15 protein-coding genes are annotated in these 18216 nt (G+C 27.9%); 1 reads left to right on the top strand and 14 read right to left on the bottom strand.

All coding sequences use genetic code 11. The annotated features are described in order from the left end of the window. Window positions 1-66 precede the first annotated feature (66 nt). The 3 genes from MKD41_RS06400 to MKD41_RS06390 all read right to left on the bottom strand — a co-directional run bounded on the left by MKD41_RS06400 (window position 67) and on the right by MKD41_RS06390 (window position 2983). Window positions 67-2139, bottom strand: a complete 2073-nt coding sequence (locus tag MKD41_RS06400; protein ID WP_240244612.1) for a hypothetical protein — start codon at window positions 2137-2139, stop codon at window positions 67-69. 39 nt (window positions 2140-2178) lie between these two features. Next, window positions 2179-2640 carry a TrmO family methyltransferase domain-containing protein gene (locus MKD41_RS06395; RefSeq protein ID WP_240244611.1) on the bottom strand — a complete coding sequence of 154 codons (462 nt, stop codon included), beginning with the start codon at window positions 2638-2640 and terminating at the stop codon, window positions 2179-2181. Window positions 2641-2833: 193 nt separating this feature from the next. Then, on the bottom strand, window positions 2834-2983 hold the full coding sequence (locus MKD41_RS06390; RefSeq protein WP_240244610.1) for a hypothetical protein: 150 nt from the start codon (window positions 2981-2983) through the stop codon (window positions 2834-2836). A gap of 337 nt (window positions 2984-3320) precedes the next feature. Between MKD41_RS06390 and MKD41_RS06385 the strand changes: the two genes are divergently transcribed. Next, window positions 3321-4982 carry an AMP-binding protein gene (locus MKD41_RS06385; RefSeq protein WP_240244609.1) on the top strand — a complete coding sequence of 554 codons (1662 nt, stop codon included), beginning with the start codon at window positions 3321-3323 and terminating at the stop codon, window positions 4980-4982. A 234-nt stretch (window positions 4983-5216) separates the two neighbouring features. Here the strand turns inward: MKD41_RS06385 and MKD41_RS06380 are convergent, their stop codons facing one another. The 11 genes from MKD41_RS06380 to MKD41_RS06330 all read right to left on the bottom strand — a co-directional run bounded on the left by MKD41_RS06380 (window position 5217) and on the right by MKD41_RS06330 (window position 18074). Next, on the bottom strand, window positions 5217-6314 hold the full coding sequence (locus MKD41_RS06380) for a hypothetical protein (protein WP_240244608.1): 1098 nt from the start codon (window positions 6312-6314) through the stop codon (window positions 5217-5219). Between the two features lie 301 nt (window positions 6315-6615). Next, complete coding sequence (locus MKD41_RS06375; RefSeq protein WP_240244607.1) at window positions 6616-8193, bottom strand: DndE family protein; 1578 nt, start codon at window positions 8191-8193, stop codon at window positions 6616-6618. Further along, window positions 8186-10291 carry a DNA sulfur modification protein DndD gene (dndD, locus tag MKD41_RS06370; RefSeq protein WP_240244606.1) on the bottom strand — a complete coding sequence of 702 codons (2106 nt, stop codon included), beginning with the start codon at window positions 10289-10291 and terminating at the stop codon, window positions 8186-8188. Before dndD ends, MKD41_RS06375 begins: the two co-directional genes overlap by 8 nt. Next, window positions 10288-10470, bottom strand: coding sequence for a DNA modification system-associated small protein (locus MKD41_RS06365; protein ID WP_240244605.1), 183 nt, complete (start codon window positions 10468-10470; stop codon window positions 10288-10290). The genes dndD and MKD41_RS06365 overlap by 4 nt, the downstream gene beginning before the upstream one ends. Next, complete coding sequence (locus MKD41_RS06360; RefSeq protein ID WP_240244604.1) at window positions 10460-12664, bottom strand: helicase associated domain-containing protein; 2205 nt, start codon at window positions 12662-12664, stop codon at window positions 10460-10462. The genes MKD41_RS06365 and MKD41_RS06360 overlap by 11 nt, the downstream gene beginning before the upstream one ends. 409 nt (window positions 12665-13073) lie before the next feature. Next, window positions 13074-13580, bottom strand: a complete 507-nt coding sequence (locus MKD41_RS06355; RefSeq protein WP_240244603.1) for a DUF2911 domain-containing protein — start codon at window positions 13578-13580, stop codon at window positions 13074-13076. Continuing rightward, entirely contained in the window at window positions 13568-14410 is an 843-nt protein-coding gene (locus MKD41_RS06350; protein ID WP_240244602.1) for a DUF2911 domain-containing protein, read from the bottom strand. Before MKD41_RS06350 ends, MKD41_RS06355 begins: the two co-directional genes overlap by 13 nt. 102 nt (window positions 14411-14512) lie before the next feature. Further along, complete coding sequence (gene gldG, locus MKD41_RS06345; protein ID WP_240244601.1) at window positions 14513-16153, bottom strand: gliding motility-associated ABC transporter substrate-binding protein GldG; 1641 nt, start codon at window positions 16151-16153, stop codon at window positions 14513-14515. Then, window positions 16143-16871, bottom strand: a complete 729-nt coding sequence (gldF, locus tag MKD41_RS06340; protein ID WP_240244600.1) for a gliding motility-associated ABC transporter permease subunit GldF — start codon at window positions 16869-16871, stop codon at window positions 16143-16145. Before gldF ends, gldG begins: the two co-directional genes overlap by 11 nt. A 75-nt stretch (window positions 16872-16946) precedes the next feature. Further along, complete coding sequence (locus MKD41_RS06335; protein WP_240244599.1) at window positions 16947-17240, bottom strand: putative quinol monooxygenase; 294 nt, start codon at window positions 17238-17240, stop codon at window positions 16947-16949. 3 nt (window positions 17241-17243) lie between these two features. Further along, window positions 17244-18074, bottom strand: coding sequence for an SAM hydrolase/SAM-dependent halogenase family protein (locus MKD41_RS06330; RefSeq protein WP_240244598.1), 831 nt, complete (start codon window positions 18072-18074; stop codon window positions 17244-17246). Window positions 18075-18216: the final 142 nt, after the last annotated feature.

The following is an 18216-nucleotide window of genomic DNA, read 5'->3' as shown; positions in this document are numbered from 1 at the left end:
GATTCTTTATACGAAAAGTTCTAATTTAAATTCTTATTGCTGTAGCAATAGAATTAGTTAGTGAATTTAATCCAATAATTGTGGGTTGTTAAGAATTAATTCTATTTTTTTAATTATGATAGTAATCTGACTCATTTGTGCTTCAATATTTCTAAAATATAAGCTGATATCTCTATTAACCCAACTTTCAGAAATAACTCTGGCACCCAAGCTAATTCTTAAAATAGCACTTTCAATATCACTACCATGTTTTACATTTACTGCTTGACCGATATGACATTTTTGAGCAGCAAGTCTAATAATTTCTAAAGAAGAACCTTTAAAGTGATTTGATAAATCAGAATTTAATAAGGTATAGACTTTTTTTACGTTTTTAATAGATAAAACCTCATTGTTTTTAAGAATAAAGAAAGGGAAAATTGTACGAATATTTTTTAACCCAAACTCTTTACTATCGTAACTATTTGATTTTGTTTCTAACTTATAAGTTGGCTCTAAAAAAGTAGCTTCTTTAATAGATTCTTCAACAAAATTACAAAACATTTCAATTCCCATATTTCTGTACAGAATTGGTGTTTTAAAATATCTATCCATTTCTACAATGGCAGCATTCCAACGCATATAAGAACCATAGTTATAACCGTCTGACAAATCTTTAGCACAATCCCATGAAGTTGGCCAATTAGAATGATTGTAATATTTAGTTAAACCCTTTGGTAATGTGTTTTTTGCAGACTTGATTAATTTGCTAACATTTTCAGGTAGAATTAAAGCACCTGAATATGGAGGGCCTGTAAAGTATTTACTTCCGGTTATGGTTATAATATATCCTTTATTTAAATAATTTTTAATATCTGTAGGATCTAATCTAAGTTGCGCTGCATCTACAATAACTTGCATAGATAAATTTTGAAGCGCATTTAAACGTTCTATTAATTCTTTGCTAGGTGATTGATAACCTAATTTAGACTGATCCATTGTGTGCAATACAACTTGTCTGCCTTGTTTGTTGGTTTCAGAAACTGCATTAAAAATTTCTTCGTCTAATTGATCTGCAGATTTTAATGTACCATTTTCATCTTTAAAAGGGATTTTTATTAAATCAATAGCTCTAAAACCGTCGATAGTATCACCTTTTTTAACTGGATAATTTAAGGCGGTATTGTTTTCAAAATGACAACCTTTTAACGCTGCAGGAACTCCACTTCCAGTTTCATCTGAAGCTACTAAGACATGCGTAATGTCTTTATCTGTAATAATTTGAGTTAAAGCAGCAATTTGAAGTGCAGAATCGGTACCTGATGGTGAAAAAATTATTTGACACTCATCATTTAATTTAAATATTTTTTTAAGATTGTTTTTTAGTAATTCAGAAAAATCTATTGTAGCATTTTTAAAACCATTTTTTATGCTATTTCTAATTAAAATACTTCTTATTTTATCTGTTTTATCAAAGGCAAAGTTAGAAACACTTGTTGCTGTTGATGAAGCAAAAGTAAATGCTTCAGGTCTTGGAAAAGGTCTGCAACCGTATTTATTTAACAAATTAATCTCGTCAATATTCAATCTAAAATCTCCACCATCCATTAATAAATACTCGGTAGGTTTTGCTAAATTTTCAATAATAGGTTTCCAAGATTCTTTAAAAACCTTGTTGGTGTTTTTTAAGCCATGAAAAGCTTGTAAGGCTTCATATTTTAATAATGATTTGGTATCTAAAGCTTCATTTTTTTTAATTAAATCAATTAAAAAATAATTTACATTTTCTAATTTCTCTTTATCATCTTTAGGTAATAATTTATAAAAAATTTGGGTAACTTTAAGCGCTGCTAAATCGCATAAAATAGTATCTTCTTTTTCACTATTTAAAGCTTTGTACCAAAGTTGCCATTCTATACCATATCTTAAATATACCAACGCTAATGTAGGATTCTTTAAAAATAATGCACCAATTACAATAGATTTGTTAGGTACAATTTTAAATATTTTAGGATCTTTAGTAGAAGTAATAATATTTATATTGTTGAGTTTAGGTACGGTATTAAACCTCTTTAAAACACGGACTAGATAATTTACATTTTCTTTTTCGAATAAACTCGTTCTTTTGTATTGATCTTCAATAAGTATATTATTTGTCATAAGTGTTTAGTTTAAAAACGTTCATTTGAACGAAATTTATTAATTAGGAATATATCCTTTATCATTTAACCATCTAGTTTTTAGGGTTTTTCTAGAGTTAAACTTTAAAAATAATGGTTTTAAATCTATTTGCGGACTTCTATTTACCAGAACAGTCGTTTTTATATAGATACTAATTTTTATAATTTCTAAAAGTTTAGCTGTAGAAAGCTTTATTGCATCTTGTCTTTTAGGTAATTTGCTGGCAAATATCTCATGTTTTTTTGTATTCATAAAAGGTTTTGCCAATAAATCGTAGTTCTCTATTTTGTGTAAGTGATAGAATAATGTAATGTTTGATTGCTGTTCTAGATCTATAAAAATCTTTAAATATTTGGAACACAACTCTATAAGCTCTTTAACATCTGCTTTTGCTTTTGTTAGAATTTGTTCGATTTTAATTGTGCTTAGCGGTATATTAATTGTACCAATAAGATGTTTATTTTCTTGTTTAGATAGCATTTTAAAAAAAATCAACAGCTTCTTTTGAAGTTGTTGATACAAAGATACTAAAGTACAATATTCAATAGTGTAATCAATCTTACATTTTAATTTTAAAATTAGTCTTATTGTTAAAATTATTGAAGCCTTTATTATTTAGGATTCTAATATTTCTGATATCAATTTTCAATTTTTTTTAGTTATTTCAGAAATTTTAATTTATTTGAAAATGATTTAGATGCGTAAAAGTTTTCTTTTTGTTTACAAATTTTATAATATTCCAAACCTCTTTTTGAATTGTTTCTATTAATTGAAAATCTGCTACATCATCTAAACCATATTGGCTTCTAAATTGTAAGTCCACATTCTACTCTTTAAACATTGTATGTAAATGAGGAGGTGTTAGGTGTCGGGTAAGACTATTGCTTATAAAGTAGGTGTAAAAAGATTCTGATGTTTGTGTATAGGACGAACTAAACGTAATAAATAAAATTAAAAAAAATACACTGTTTATTTTTAGTGTTTTTACTAATTTATTTATTGTAGTTGTGTGCTTACCGATGTAATTTAATTAATTACAGATAGAATATTCTGCTACCAAATTAATGAATAGATGAGAACAAGTAAGTTTATGTTTTAAAGGATAAGCTACTTGTAATAAATAGCACTTGTTTTTAGATAAGAATTATTATTTTTGCACAATGATTAAAAAAACACTTGTTGAGTATTTCAATGAAAGTATCGTTGAGAATTGGGACCTGCTAGCACTTGCTGATTATAAAGGTGTTGGATTTACATATGGTCAATTGGGAGAAAGAATAAAGAAAACTCATTTGTTCTTCGAAAAATCTGGAATTAAGAAAGGAGATAAGGTTGCACTTATTGGTAAAAATTCAGCTGAATGGGCTGTTTCATTTTTAGCAATAGTTAGTTATGGAGCAGTAGTTGTACCAATACTTCCCGATTTTACACCAAATGATGTGCATCATATTGTAACACATTCCGATGCTAAATTATTTTTTGTTTCTAGTCACTTGTATCCAAAATACAATTTTGAGGAGATGAAAGCACTAGAGGGAATTTTAATATTAAATGATAATTTCCTTTCGGATTACCGTATTGATAAAATTAAAACTGCTTATGATTCATTTGAAACAGATTATAATAATTTATTTCCAAATGGATTGAAGCCTGAAGATTTAAAGTTTGAAAACATTAGTAATGATGAATTAGCAGCTATTAATTACACTTCTGGAACCACCGGTTTTTCAAAAGGAGTAATGCTTAATCATAAAAGTTTGGCTTCAAATATTAAATTTGCAGAAGATAATATGCCTTTAAAAAGTGGAGATGCAATTGTATCGTTTTTGCCTTTGGCTCACGCTTATGGTATGGCTTTTGAATTTTTATTTCCTTTTTCAATAGGATGTCAAATTACATTTTTAACAAGAACACCATCGCCAGCTATTATTACAAAGGCCTTTAAAGAAATAAAACCAAGGCTTATTTTATCTGTTCCTCTTGTTATAGAAAAAATATTTAAAAAGAAAATTAAACCTCAAATAGAAAAACCAATTGTAAGTACACTTTTAAAAATACCGCTGCTTAACAAATTAATTTATAAGAAAGTTCTTGCTGGACTTAACGATGGTTTTGGAGGGAATTTTGAAGAAGTTGTTATTGGTGGTGCAGCATTTAATGAAGATATTGAAAAACTATTTAAGAAAATAGGATTTCCTTTTACTATTGGTTATGGAATGACTGAATGTGGTCCATTAATATCCTATGCTTCTTGGAAAGAAATGCGAATTGGAAGTTGCGGTAAGCCAGTAGATGCTATGCAAGTTAAAATAGATTCTGAAGATCCAATTAATGAAGTTGGTGAAATATTGGTAAAAGGTGATCATTTAATGTTGGGTTATTATAAAAATCCAGAAGCAACAGCAGAAGCTATAGATAAAGATGGTTGGTTGCATACGGGTGATTTAGGGCTTATGGATAAAGATAATTTTATTTACATTAAGGGAAGGAGCAAAAATATGATTTTGGGTGCATCTGGACAGAATATTTTTCCTGAAGAAATTGAATCAACTTTAAATAAACGGGCTTATATTGGTGATTCGTTAGTGGTGGAGAGAAAAGGAAAGCTTGTTGCACTTGTGTATCCTGATTATGAATATATGAAGCTTACCAGTATAGATGAATTAGAATTGGAAGCTATTTTAGAAAAATATAGAGTACAAGCTAACAAAAATTTACCAGCTTATATGCGTATTACTAAAATGATTTGCCACTCAGAAGCGTTTGAGAAAACACCAAAACAAAGTATAAAACGGTTTTTGTATAATAAAGTGGAGGTGTAGATTTCTAAACCTTAGCCTTTATAATGTTTTAGATTAGCTAGTTTATGTGTAGAAAATACATTTAACTATTTGTAACAGTTATAAATATTATTCAAAAAACAGCTTTATTGCTCCTAAAAATAATATTCCTATAGCAATTGCAATTGGTATATAATATTCTTTTTTTTCGTAAAATTTTTGTTTTTCCATTTGTTATATGTTTGCTGTAATTATTACTTAATTAACGTTGGTTTTTCAATCCAAAATATTTAATTTAAAAATGGTTTTCCAATTGTTATCTGCAAATTCTTTTGTAAAGATAGCTCCATAACTGTTTAATAGGTTTGCTTTTTTGAGTATACCAATATTATAATCAAATATGTTTTTGTAATAGTAGCTAATTACCTGTTTGTTTAAACCACCTTTTTTTATAAAATAGGGTAGAGAAGTGTTAAGAACCGCAATCTCTTCAGCCAATACAAAATTTAATTTACCTCTATTTTGTTTAATTTCATTTATAGATTTATTGTATGTATAAGCTAAATCAATATAATTATGTATCATTTCGTGTGCTATAGATTCAATTAAACCATCTCTTAAATAGCTTAAATGATTGTCAGAATTCTTTTTTTTATTATAAAGAGGGCGACTTCCAATTGTTTCAGATTTTCCTAAAATATTTTCTGAATCTATATTAACTAGAGCAATATTACGATATTTTTCAACCTGACTATTAGAAAAGAAACCATCTTTAAGAAATATGGTATTGTTACTGGCAATGTATTTTGGGTTAGTATTAAAAGCAATCCAAAAAGCTTTGTTTGAATTTACCCAATTTCCGTATTTAGGTTTTTTAGTTTTAAACTCCATAGAGTTTATAAACAAGTTTTTATAAAGTTCGGGATAACGAATTTTTATAATATTTATAGCTCTTAAAGTATAATATAAATTTAGAATATTAGCGTTATTCTTTGATTCTAATGAAACATAAAAATCTTCGTATTTAAAAATATAGAGTTTCTTGTCTAATTCTGGTGTGTTATTATTTTGAGCACTAATAGGATTAGCCTTAAAAAGATTTGTTTCATTTGGATGCATAAAACCTAAGTACTCTAACTTTTGATGGTTAAAAGGAATTTCAATTTTTTCATTTAAAGTACCAATATTAACTTGCGCTGTAATTAAACTATAGATTGTTGAATCTATAGAAGTTGAAGAAAGCGATTGCTGAATAAAATCATTTTTAGAACTTATAGATTTTAAGTTTTCTAAAATCTCGTTATTTTCTAATTGAGCAACTGTAAAACTGGGAATTAAAATTAAGGCTAGTAAAATATTTGTTATCTGTTTCATAGTATTCTAATACCTTAAATATGGTTGCAAATTAAAATTGATTAAAGCTAATAGTTGGTATACCATTATTGCTGTTTTAGAGTGTAAAAGTAAAAAATACTTCATTACTTTTTTAAATAATTGCTCAATTTGTATTGAAATTCCCATAGATACAGTAGTTACTCTGAATTGATTTTAGCTTTAGTTTATTGACAAGTAGAATGCTTGGTTGTAAGTTAAAATGTTTTTTACGTTCAACTTGGTTTTTTCGATGTTTATCCTTTTGTTCGAATTGCAAATGTATATGGCTTTATGCGTTGGCCTATATATATTCATCTTTTTTCGTTTTCCACCATTGCCTTAATTCAATCATTTTCGGTTCACCAATATTTATAAGTCCTTTTCCTGATTCAAGTTTTTTGATTTCAGTTTCCAATTTATATTTACTGCTTGGTGTTCCAACAAAGTTACTAATGGCTTTATAGTCCTTATTTTGAACATTCAAACAAATAGGAAGTTTTACTTGTGAAGCAAAATCAAAGTCTTTTGTTTTGTAGTCTTCAACTCCTTGTGAAAGCATAGCGATTATAACGCCTTTTGACCTTAGTAATCTCAAAAGTTCCTCAAGTGCTTTTCTAGCATTTTTATTTTTTAAGTATATATGAGCTTCATCAATTACAATTACATAACGTAATGGAAAAATATGGTCTTTTGGTTCGCAATCATTTGTAGAACTAAAATAAGAATTGAAATATCTCAAAAGTAAAAACACAACTAACTGCCTCAAAGTGTCTGATAAAGCTGGTGGAAGATTGAGATATAAACTTTTATCTAAAATATCCGTATTGTTAGGATTGCAATTAAAAATATTAGTTGTCAAATCTTGGATACCTGCAAATAACGTATCGGGTCTTCTGTTATTTTCTTCGTAATACTCTTCTAAATTTTTAAATAATTCATTTATTGTTGGATATGAACCATTCTTACTATCGAATAAATCAGTTATTACATTTGTTAGAATATTTTTTTGAGCAACACCAACACTAGGAACAAAAGTTGCTATTGTGTCAACAAATGCTTTAATACTGAAAGGTCTTTGTCTTTCGTTTAAACTTATTGATAAAAATGGATTGAATTCAATACCACCATCATTTACAATATCAACAAATTCACATTTTGTAGCATCTAGAAAAGGCTTTAATTGTTCTGGGTTTCCTTCTCCTTTGTAATCAAAGAAGATAAACTTCAGTTCATTATTAGTGTTTTTAGAAATTTGATATAAAATATCTTTCATTAATTGCGTTTTTCCAGAACCTGCCATTCCAGCAATTGCGATATTTCTATTATCAAACTCTCTTAAATCATTAATTCTAATTTCAATATTTTCACCTTCTTCTGTTTTTCCTAATTCGAATGTTAAAAGATCTTCAAATTCTGTTACATTAAATTTCTTTGAACTAGAACTAGTTTTTACAGTTTTTGATCTTAATGTTAATCCTTTTTTGATGGGTTTCAATAAAAGTGAAATATGTTCTCCTTTGGTAATATCGCTATCATTTAATTTGTTATTCCAAATTTCAAGACCATCTTTTAAATGAAGTTTATAAAGTTTAATAAATTCACTTTCCGTTAACTCTTTATTATAATGTTGATCGAAAATGGTTTTATAAAGAGTAAAATTGTCAATGTCATTTACTAAACGACCAAATATGTTACTTGTTGGTGTATATTCTCTACCATTTTGAGGTAAATTGTTTTCATTTTCGTGAAAAAGACGACCTTTTTCAATACTTAATGACAAAGCGATTCTGCCTGTAATCGTGTCTCTTTTAAAATTATAGATACTTGTTATTCTATCTAATAATTCTGTGCTTTCCGAATCTATTTTAAATCTAATCATTGTTTGTAGTATTAAAGTAACCGTTTTTTAAACTTGTGTTTGCTCCATCATTAAATAATAAATAGGATTTCGAAATGTTTTCAGAAATATCTTTGTAACGTTTAGGTGTGATCTCGCTATTTGTTGAAAATAATACAACTTGCTCTGAAAGAGCAGGATAGTATTTTCGGGTAATATTATCTCTATGTTCTTCATCAAGTCTTCCAAGTGGCGTATCGATAAATATTGGTAAACTCTGTATAGATTCGTTCAAAATCGCTTTTATTAAGCACGAAATATAAATTTGTTTTTCACCGGAAGATAAACTCTCTTTTCTTATTTCATTATCATCTTGGTCTAAAAGAGTAATCTTCATTCCTTGACCAGATGCCAAAATGGTAACTTTTACATCTTCAATAAACTTGCTGTTATTTTCTTCACTTCCAAGTTTGTGCATTAATATTTTTAGCTCGCTTAAAATAGTATTTTCAAGACTGTCTTTATGTTTGTTTTTCTGTTCTTCGAGGAATGTATTTAAGACGTCAATATATTTCTGACTTTCTTTTATTTTAATTTTGTTTTGGGCATTGATATCTACCTTTTTTACTAAAGTTAAAAGTTGTTGATTTAAACGAACAATGTCACTTCTTAACTTTGATATTTGCTGATTGTTTTCACCAATTTTTCTATTATTTTCTGTAATATTATATTCAGCTGTTTCCTTTTTCGATGAATATTCTAAAATCAATTCATCCTCCAAATCAGCATCAACTTTGCTTAAAGTCTTATTAAGTTCGGATAGTTTAATTTGTACTTCATTGAATTCTTCAATAGTAGTTTCAAATAGATCTTTTGATTGAGAATTAACAAGATTTATTGCATCAGTAATTAGATTTTTTTCTGCATTACTTAAATCGTGCTCAAATTCTAATTCTTGATAATTTCCATTAGAGGCAAACAATTCTGAACCTAAATTTTTGGCCTTATCGTAATAAAAAAGCTTGTCCTTGAATGACATTGTAGAATTTTTAGGTTCTGGTGGTTTATTAAAAAGTAGCTCTATAAAATTCTCAATTTTTTCTGAATTTTCTTTTGAGGAATTTTGAGACAATGTGTTTTTCTCTTGAATTTCAAGATGTTCACTTACTTCTTCAAGTTTACCAGTTAAAATAGCTAACGGAATTATCTCGCTTAATTCATTAAATCTTTCAGATAGTTCAAATTCCTTTGCTTTTAACTTATTTATTTCTGATAAAATTGAATCTCTATCAAATGTTGAATTGCCTTGTTTACTGTGTTGCGATATAAGATTATCGTATTGTCTTATGGTTTTCTTTAAATCATCAATCTCTTTTAGTTTTTCAGCATTTTCTTCTTCAAGCTTTTCAATATCTATTTCAGAGAGTTCAATTGCTTTTTCTTTATCAACTATTTGTTCTTGTAAATTTTTGGTTGCTCCTTCTTTTTTCAAGGTATTAATGTAAAACTCTATATCTTCAATTAGAGTGTCGTATGTATCAAGACCTAATATTTTTCCTAATGCATCATTTATAAAACTACCTTCTTCCTTAATAGATAAGTTTGCTATTTCAGAGATTTTTTCTGCATCAAAAAACACAAATTTTGCAGCATCTATTGGAATTATATAATCATTGATGAAATTAATTTTATCAGCTTCATCATCAAATATTTCCATATTCGAATTAGTATCTGAAATAGAAAGTGTTTCATTCATACTAGTAACATTAAATGTTCTAGTTATAATAACACTAGCAGAGTTTGAATTTAATTTACTCAATTCGGGTAATTCTATTTCTGAAACTTTAATACTAACCGAAAATGTATCTTTATTTTCTCTTTTTGCTGTCCAATTTATAGACTGTTGCATAAAAGATGAATAGTTTTTTTCTTTTTGGATTTCCTTTTTAAAGTTATCATCAATTTGTGAAATTTTTTCACCATAAAGACACCAAACTATTGATAATAGGAAATTTGTTTTACCATAACCATTTCTACCACCTATCACAACAATATTTTGGTCGGTATCAGTTGTTAAATCAATATTTACAGCATTGTAATATTGTCTGAAATTGTTAATTTTTATATTTGAGAATTTCATTTTATTGCTTTTTCAATAACATCATTAATTTTTTGCTGATGGTAATTATTTCTTTTCAGCAACTTCTTTGTTTTAACTGAATCTAATAATGTTTCAATAGATTCATAATTAACTTCCTTATCATTGCAAATCTCTTTGAGTCTTTGATTTTGCAATAGTTTAGTTTCTTTAATTTTCATATTTTATATTTTGAAGAAGTTTAGCAACTTCAATAAATTTATTTTGTTCTTTGCTGTCAAGTTCGTTTTTATCAAATAGCTTTCTCTGTTTGTAAAAGAATTGATATAAATTTTCCTCACCATTTTTATTAGCTGAAGGCAATCTATGATTATTCGTAACAAATGAGATTAATTCTTGATACTTCTCATTTGAGTTCAATCTTCGTCTACCATTAATACTTGGATATTTCGCTAATAAGCTGTTTAGCTTATCCTCTTTATTTTCAGTTAGTTTACCCTTGTTTTGCTTACTTTTTTGAACATTAAGCCAACGATAAAGTTTTATTTCTTTTTCAGGCACACCATTTGAAAATGGTAGCCTTTTTTCTATTGAGACAAAATTTTGAAGCATTTCAAACCTTTCTTCCCAAGTTTTCTTATCGGTTTTCTGGACTTCCGATATTCTCTTAAAGTCAGATTCGTATTTTTTTGTTGTTAATCCTATATGCGAACCTTTAAAAAATATGTACAATCCAGATTCATCAAGTTTTAAATTTTGAAGAATGCTATATTGATTTGATTTTGGACGATATTTTAAAACGTGTTCTGTTATGTGTGAAATATGTTTCGGTACAGAAAATTGCATTAAATATTCTTCAACAATATCTCGTATTGTACCTCCTTTGAAATTGTCCAATTCACTTTCCCATTTTTTCAAACCAAATACACTTTTTCTACCAATTGGCACAAAACCATTTTTCCGTTTCATTGAAACTCTGATTTTTGCTTCTTCAGTGTCATAGTTGGGATGCAGTTCTACAACCTTTTCAAAAATCTCTTTAACCTTTGAAGGTTTTCCTAAATGGTCAAGTGCTTCAAAAGCATATTCGTGTGCTTGTCGAGTAGTGTTTCTTTTGAAATTTATGCTTTCATCTAAATCAAGATATATTTCAAATTCTTCATTAATTATTTTCTCACAGATTGGTAATAATAAGTCTAAAATATCAATATTGTTGTTTGATAGAAACTTTGATAAATAGCTTTTGAAATTAAAGAAATACGATTCTTCAATTCTATCGCTTAACCTGTTTGAAATATCATTACTAAAAGAAGTGAAATCAAATTCCGAGGATAATTCTTTTTCTACTAAATAGAAGTTATTCCAATTGTGTCTGTTACGTGAATTAAAATATTTTGGTTGTAAAACATCTTCATAATTCCCAACTACAGAAAAACTATCTTTTAGATATGCAGAAAGTATGAAAGTGATAAATTCTCTAGAAAAATTAGTGTTATTTGATTGGTTGATTTTATTTAAAATATCTGTGTTTATTTCAATATAAATTGATTCAACATCTATGCTATATTTTTGAAATAAATCGTCATTAAAATTAGAAATAAAAAGTAGCTTATCAAATAAAGCTTCAAGACAAAGTTTTCTTATCTGTCTTACTCTTTCTCTTGAAAGGTCAACCTGTTCAGCTATTTCGTCAAGCGTAAGTTCTTTTTGATTATTGAATAATTTCAAAGCTAGTTTAACTATAACCGTTTGAGTTTCGTCAAAAAATGCATTTTGATTTAAGAGAAATTTTGTAAGTTGAAAAATAGATTCTGATTCTAATATTTCACTTGGAACCAATGGAATATCAAAAGTACGTTGTATTAAAAATTTATTTTTTAATGCAATTAAATACTTTTCATCTCTTGTTTGGTTTACTTCAAATATGAAATCTTTAATAATTGAAATATAAATTTCTATTTCAGGAACACATTTAGCACCTACGTTTTTTATATTTTGAACATTGAAACTTTTAGAGAGTAAAACTTTTTCTGTAAAGTTTTTAACCTTTAGATTGTTTTTTAAATGTAAAGAGATTGCATTCTTACTCCTTACGGATAAGCTATTAGTATTTACGAAAATAAAGCTATTTATTACCTCTCTTTGAACTCTAGTTAAGTTTGTAATTATGCTTTTTAGAGGATTTTCTTTTTTGACTTCTATCTCTTTATTTTCAAAATTGTCATCTGGATATTTATTACATATCTCAATTAGTTCTTCATTTGATTTCCTACCACAATTTCGAAGTTTTTCGAAGGATTTATTTTTGTAGTAATATTTCTTTAAATCAGAGATAGAGTTTAATTCGTTGTATTTGCAAACGTGGTAAGACCTAACACTTATTTCTTCTTTTTTATAGATTTCGTCAATTGTCATTTTTTTGCAAATCAGTTTTTCTAATAAGATTCTAAAATACAGTTATTTTACTTATTCATTTTACGGTTTACCTCATTTTTTTCGAGCGTTGGCTAAAAACAGCTCTTTTGGTTTTTTCTGTGTTGGCTTTTGTTGCGGCAAAAAAACAAATGTGCTGTTTGTGTTAACGGTTTCAGCTTGTGCCCAACTCTTACTTCAAAATTAAAATCACTCCAAACAACTTATAAAACCCCAATAAACGTAGTTATATTTTAAAATAAAAGAGGTTTATTTTGTTCAGTTAAAAAAGTAGAATTAAAAGCAATTTTAGAGTTTTACTCAAATTTAATTAAAAATATAGATATAAAAAAAGACCGTTTAGAAAAAATTTACTTTCTAAACGGTCTTTAAGTTATAAAAACGAGAAATTTTATTTAATAGGAATTGTAATTTTTACTTTTTCCCAAGCAAATTCTACACCTGTTTTAGTAACTGTAAAAGTTAATAATTCTGTGTTTTCAGCTACAGTTTTTGGAGTTACTTTTAAACGTAATTGGTCGTTTTCTTTAGAATAACCATTAGATCCCCAAGCATCGTTCTTTTTGCTTAAAATTACTTCCCAAGCACCGCTTTCAGAAGGAATCATAAAGAATCCATATTTTCCAGCTGGGACAGTAGTTTCAGCTATTGTAACGTTTTTATCAAAAGAAATAGTTGTGTTTTCGTTTGCGCCACTTCTCCAAACTTTAGCATAAGGTACAAGTTCACCCCAAATAGTTCTTCCTTTTACGCTAGGTGCTCCATAATCTACTGTTACGGCAGTTTTACCAATGTTTCCTGTTGCTTGTTTTCTTGGACTTTTTTGTGCAAATGTTACTGTTGCAATTAAAAGTAATACCAGTGTTAATTTAAATTTTGTCATCATTATTTTTGCCATTTATTTATAGATTCTTCATTCATTTTAATATAGTCTGCATTGTTTGCTTTTTTTGCAGCTTCTAACGATTTTTTAGCTGTTGCTATTGCTCCTGCTTTATCTCCTAAATCAGCTTGTATTAAGCTCATTCTTCTTAAATACCAAAACGGAGCATTACCATCTGCAGTTGCTTTTTGCATCCAAGCTAAGGCTTGTTTTAGGTCTTTACCTTCTGTGTGGTAATACGAAGCTGCTTGGTAATAATCGTTATTAGATGGTCCAGCCATTACAGATTCAATATTTTTAGTTGCAATTTGTTCTGTTGGTACTTCAAAAGGTACACCAACATATACGTTTTCCCAAAGCATACCAATTACTGCAGAATCTACTTTTAAATCATCAATTGTAATTGTAAAAGATTCTATAGCCATAGGCATTTCGTAAGCTTTAACAGTAGTTTTTACCGCAACCTTATTTTCGTCCCATTCTTTAGGTGTTCCAGAGTTGTTGGCATCTGTGTAAAAAATTACTTCCCAAGTTGTTTTATTTGGAATGGTGTAAATAGCGTATGTTCCTTTTTTTAATTCTTTTCCATCAATAACAACATCGTGTCCAAACGTTATTTTTGTATTGGCATTGGCACCAGTTCTCCAAATCTTCCCATAAGGTACTAAGTTTCCAAAAATAGTTCTTCCGCGCATTGCAGGTCTAGAATACTCAATAGATACATCGGTTAAACCAACAACTTGTTCTAATTTTGCAGCAGGACTGGGTTGTGGTGTTTTAATTTGTGCATTAGATGTTGCCGTAAAACCAACAAATAATAGCAAGAGTGATAAATTTTTTAGCATAATAGTTTATTTAAGTTATGTAACAAATATAACTTATCTAAACAGCCTCAGGCAATAGAGGTTTAAATTTAACAAATTTTTAAGAGCTATTGTGAAAGGGAATTAGCGGTATTTTTTCTTTCTGAAATAGTTGAAAATCAATCCGAAAGCTCCTAAAATTAACAGAGGGAAAATTATATTAATCAGTTGCCATTTTGTAGCTTCTTCATATGCCTTTTGTTTGTTTAAAAAAGCAATTTTTACGGTTTTAGAACGGAGGTTTATTAAGCCAGTATCATCTAATAAATAGTTAACGGCATTTAATAAAAAGTCTTTATTTCCATAGCGAATATTTGTAAATTTGTTTATGCCCAACTCAAGTGGTTGTCTATTTAAAACGTCGTTAGCGATTACATCTCCATCTGAAATTACAATCATTTTACTAGCTACTCCAATTTCTTTAGAATTGTCTAATTTAAAGGGTTTTACTCGATTGTTGTAGGCAGATTTAAAAGTGCCTTCAAGTAAAACGGCTAAGGGTTTATTGCCGTTAGCAAAATTTGCAGGATCCGGTTTTTGATTGATACTTTTTAATGAAATAATACTTGGGGTACCAATTACTTTTGAAAGCGGTGAACTTTGCAATAAAATAGTTTTTGAAATACCATTTTTTAAAGTGTCTATACTATTGGCAAATTTAAAATTTACAGGTGCAATATTGTTATTTATAGGGTGGTTGTTTAAAGAATTAGCTAGAGGATAATAATTCCATTGAAAATTATTAAACTGTGTTTTATTTCCGATATTACCGGTTGCCAATGCAATTTGAGAACTGTATAAATCGCTTACTAAATTTGGGTTAATTCTAACGCCATAATTAAACAAAAAGTCGGTTAAACCTAAATCTCTTGGGTATGCTAAAGTTTCTCCGGTATGCATTAAGCTATCTAATTCTGCTTGTACATTGTCTATTAACCAAAGTGTTTTGCCACCTTGCATTATAAATTGGTCTAGCGTATATTTTTCTTCTTCAGTAAATTTTTCGGTAGGTTTTGCAATTATGGCAAGGTCGTAATCAGAAAGTTGTTTTGCTGTTTTTTGAGGTTGTTTTGCAACAGAATCCAGGGTAAAAGGTGCTAAGAAGTAATATTCTCTAATTTTTTTTAAAAAGTCGAATAAATAAATGTCTTCCAGAGTTCCATTACTGCGTAAAACAGCTATTTTTTTAGATTTTTTTGAACTTACTTTGTGTAAAGCATTTGCAAACTCATATTCTAAATTTTGTATAGAGCTTTCTAATTGTTGGTCTTGAGAATTAGTAAAAATATCTTTTAATAATGAAACGTATTCTGTTTTGTTTTTATAATTTACTTCAGCAAAAGGGAATAAAACAATTTCAGATAGTACGCCGTTTTCTTCAACTTGTAATCTGCTTGGTTCTAATCCTTTCTCAATTAATTCTTGCGTAATATCAATTGGATTTATAAATCTAAATTGAATATTTTTATTTAAATTTTTTAATTCTTCTAAATGGAGTTTTGTTTCAATTTGAAGACGTTTAAATTCTGCAGGAAAATCACCTTCTAAATACACTTTAATTCCTACAATTTCATCAATATTTGATACAATAGAAGTTGTGGTTTCAGATAAAGTATAGCGTTTGTCTTCTGTAAGGTCGAATCTTTTATAAATATTAGACCCTATATAGTTTATAAGAATAATTCCTATAAGAATAACTGCTATTTTAGAATACTTATGCTTCATTGTGTATTCTAAGTTTAGTTAAATATAAAAAAAAGGCAGTAACCGATATAAAATACAGTAAATCTTGTGTGTCTAAAACACCTTTTCCAATGCTTGTATAATGACTATTCATTCCAATTTTTTCAATTATATAATCAGAATTTCCAAAAAGCTGGTAGCTTGCTAGGGCTTCAAAACCATAAAATAAAAAGAAAGAACTAAAAACGGCAATTATAAAAGAAACAATTTGATTGTTAGAAAGGGTAGAGGCATAAATGCCGATAGCTGTATAAGCACTTACCAAAAATAACAAGCCTAAAAAAGAACCAATTGTGGTTCCAAAAGTAATGTTTCCAACAGGGTTTCCTAATTTGTAAACGCTAAATACATATATTAAAGTAGGAGCAATTGCTAGTACAACCAAAATTAAGGCTCCAAAATATTTACCTATAATTAATTGCCAATCGGTTATTGGTTTTGTTCTTAAAATTTCTATGGTTCCTGTATTAAATTCATCAGTAAAGCTACGCATTGTTATTGCTGGAATTAAAAAAATAAAAATCCAAGGAGCTAAAAAAAAGTAACTGCTTAAATCTGAAAAACCAGCGTGTAAAATGTTATAATCGCCTTCAAAAACCCAAAGGAATAATCCGTTTACAACTAAATAAACCGCAATTACTAAGTAAGCAATTGGAGAAGAAAAAAACGAAATAAGTTCTTTTTTTAAAATTGGGAACATTAATTTAATTATGAATTTAGAATTATATTTTTACTTTACAACTTTACAACTTTACAACTTTACAACTTTACAACTTTACAACTTTACAACAGTATCTACACTCCAAGCTTCTGGTTTTTTATTAAATAATATTTTGGTTTTTGCCCAAACGTTTTTAAAGAGTTCCGAATTTTTATAATTTTCTAAATCTTGTTCGGTTTCCCAGTAGCTGTATGTAAAAAACAATGTTGGTTCTTTTTTATCTCTGTACAACTCTAATAAACGACAACCGTTAGAATTTCGTATTTTTTCTTTGTTATTATTAAAGTTTTGAAGAAATATTTCAACTTTAGAAGCTTCAAAACCCATTTTTACAATGCGTACAAACATAATTTAAATAAAATTAATAGTTAATTTATCTCTGTAATTTAAGCCTAATAAAGAAACTGCACCGCCAACAGTATTTAAATTACTTCGGTAAATGGCAATTTCTAAATAATTTGAAGAATTAAACAAAGCCAACCTGTTACCTTCTTTTTGACGCATTTCTTTTGGAACAGAAAAATCGACAAATTCACTGTATTTAGAATGAATTTTTTTAAAAACATACTTATTTGCTATAATTTCAAAATTGCGTCCTCTGCCAACTTCATTAAATAATTTTTTTGAAATATTACTTATAGAATTTCCGTAATTATCTATATAAATTATGTTTCCAGAAATAGAAGTCTTATCATCAGAAATTAAAGGTTGCAATTCTTTAAATGTTTTAACTTCTGAAATTTCTTTACCTACAACATCAAGTGTTCCACCTCTAGAAATATGGCAGGCAACTTTAACAAAAATATCGAGTACAGGAAAACTAGTTTCTATTCGGTTGTGAATGTTAATTTCAACTATTTTTTCGGGTTTAATTTCAGCAGTTAAAAGAGAAATTAAGCCATTATCTGCACAAATAAAGTAATGGTTGTCTAATTTAAGAGCAATATGTTTATTTTCTTCGTTCAATTCAGAATCTACACCAATTATATGTATGCTTCCATCAGGAAAAGCTTTGTAAGCATTTTTTAAAATATATGCCGTTTCGGTAATGTTAAAAGGCGAAATATGATGTGATATATCAACAATTTTTGCATCTGGTAATTCGCTATAAATAGTACCTTTTACAGAACCAACAAAATGGTCTTTTGTCCCAAAATCAGTAGTTAAAGTAATTATAGACATAAAATTTATGTGCGATTTTTTTTAATGAATAGCAATTATATATCCTTAATAAAATGTTTAAAACTTATTTTAAAAGCTTAATTATTGTTATTTGATATATTTAAATTTGTTATGCAAATCTAATCATTTATTCGGTTATTTT

The sequence above is a fragment of the Lutibacter sp. A64 genome (assembly GCF_022429565.1).
In the GTDB taxonomy this organism is placed as follows: domain Bacteria; phylum Bacteroidota; class Bacteroidia; order Flavobacteriales; family Flavobacteriaceae; genus Lutibacter.
This window is presented reverse-complemented; position numbering and strand designations above follow the sequence as displayed.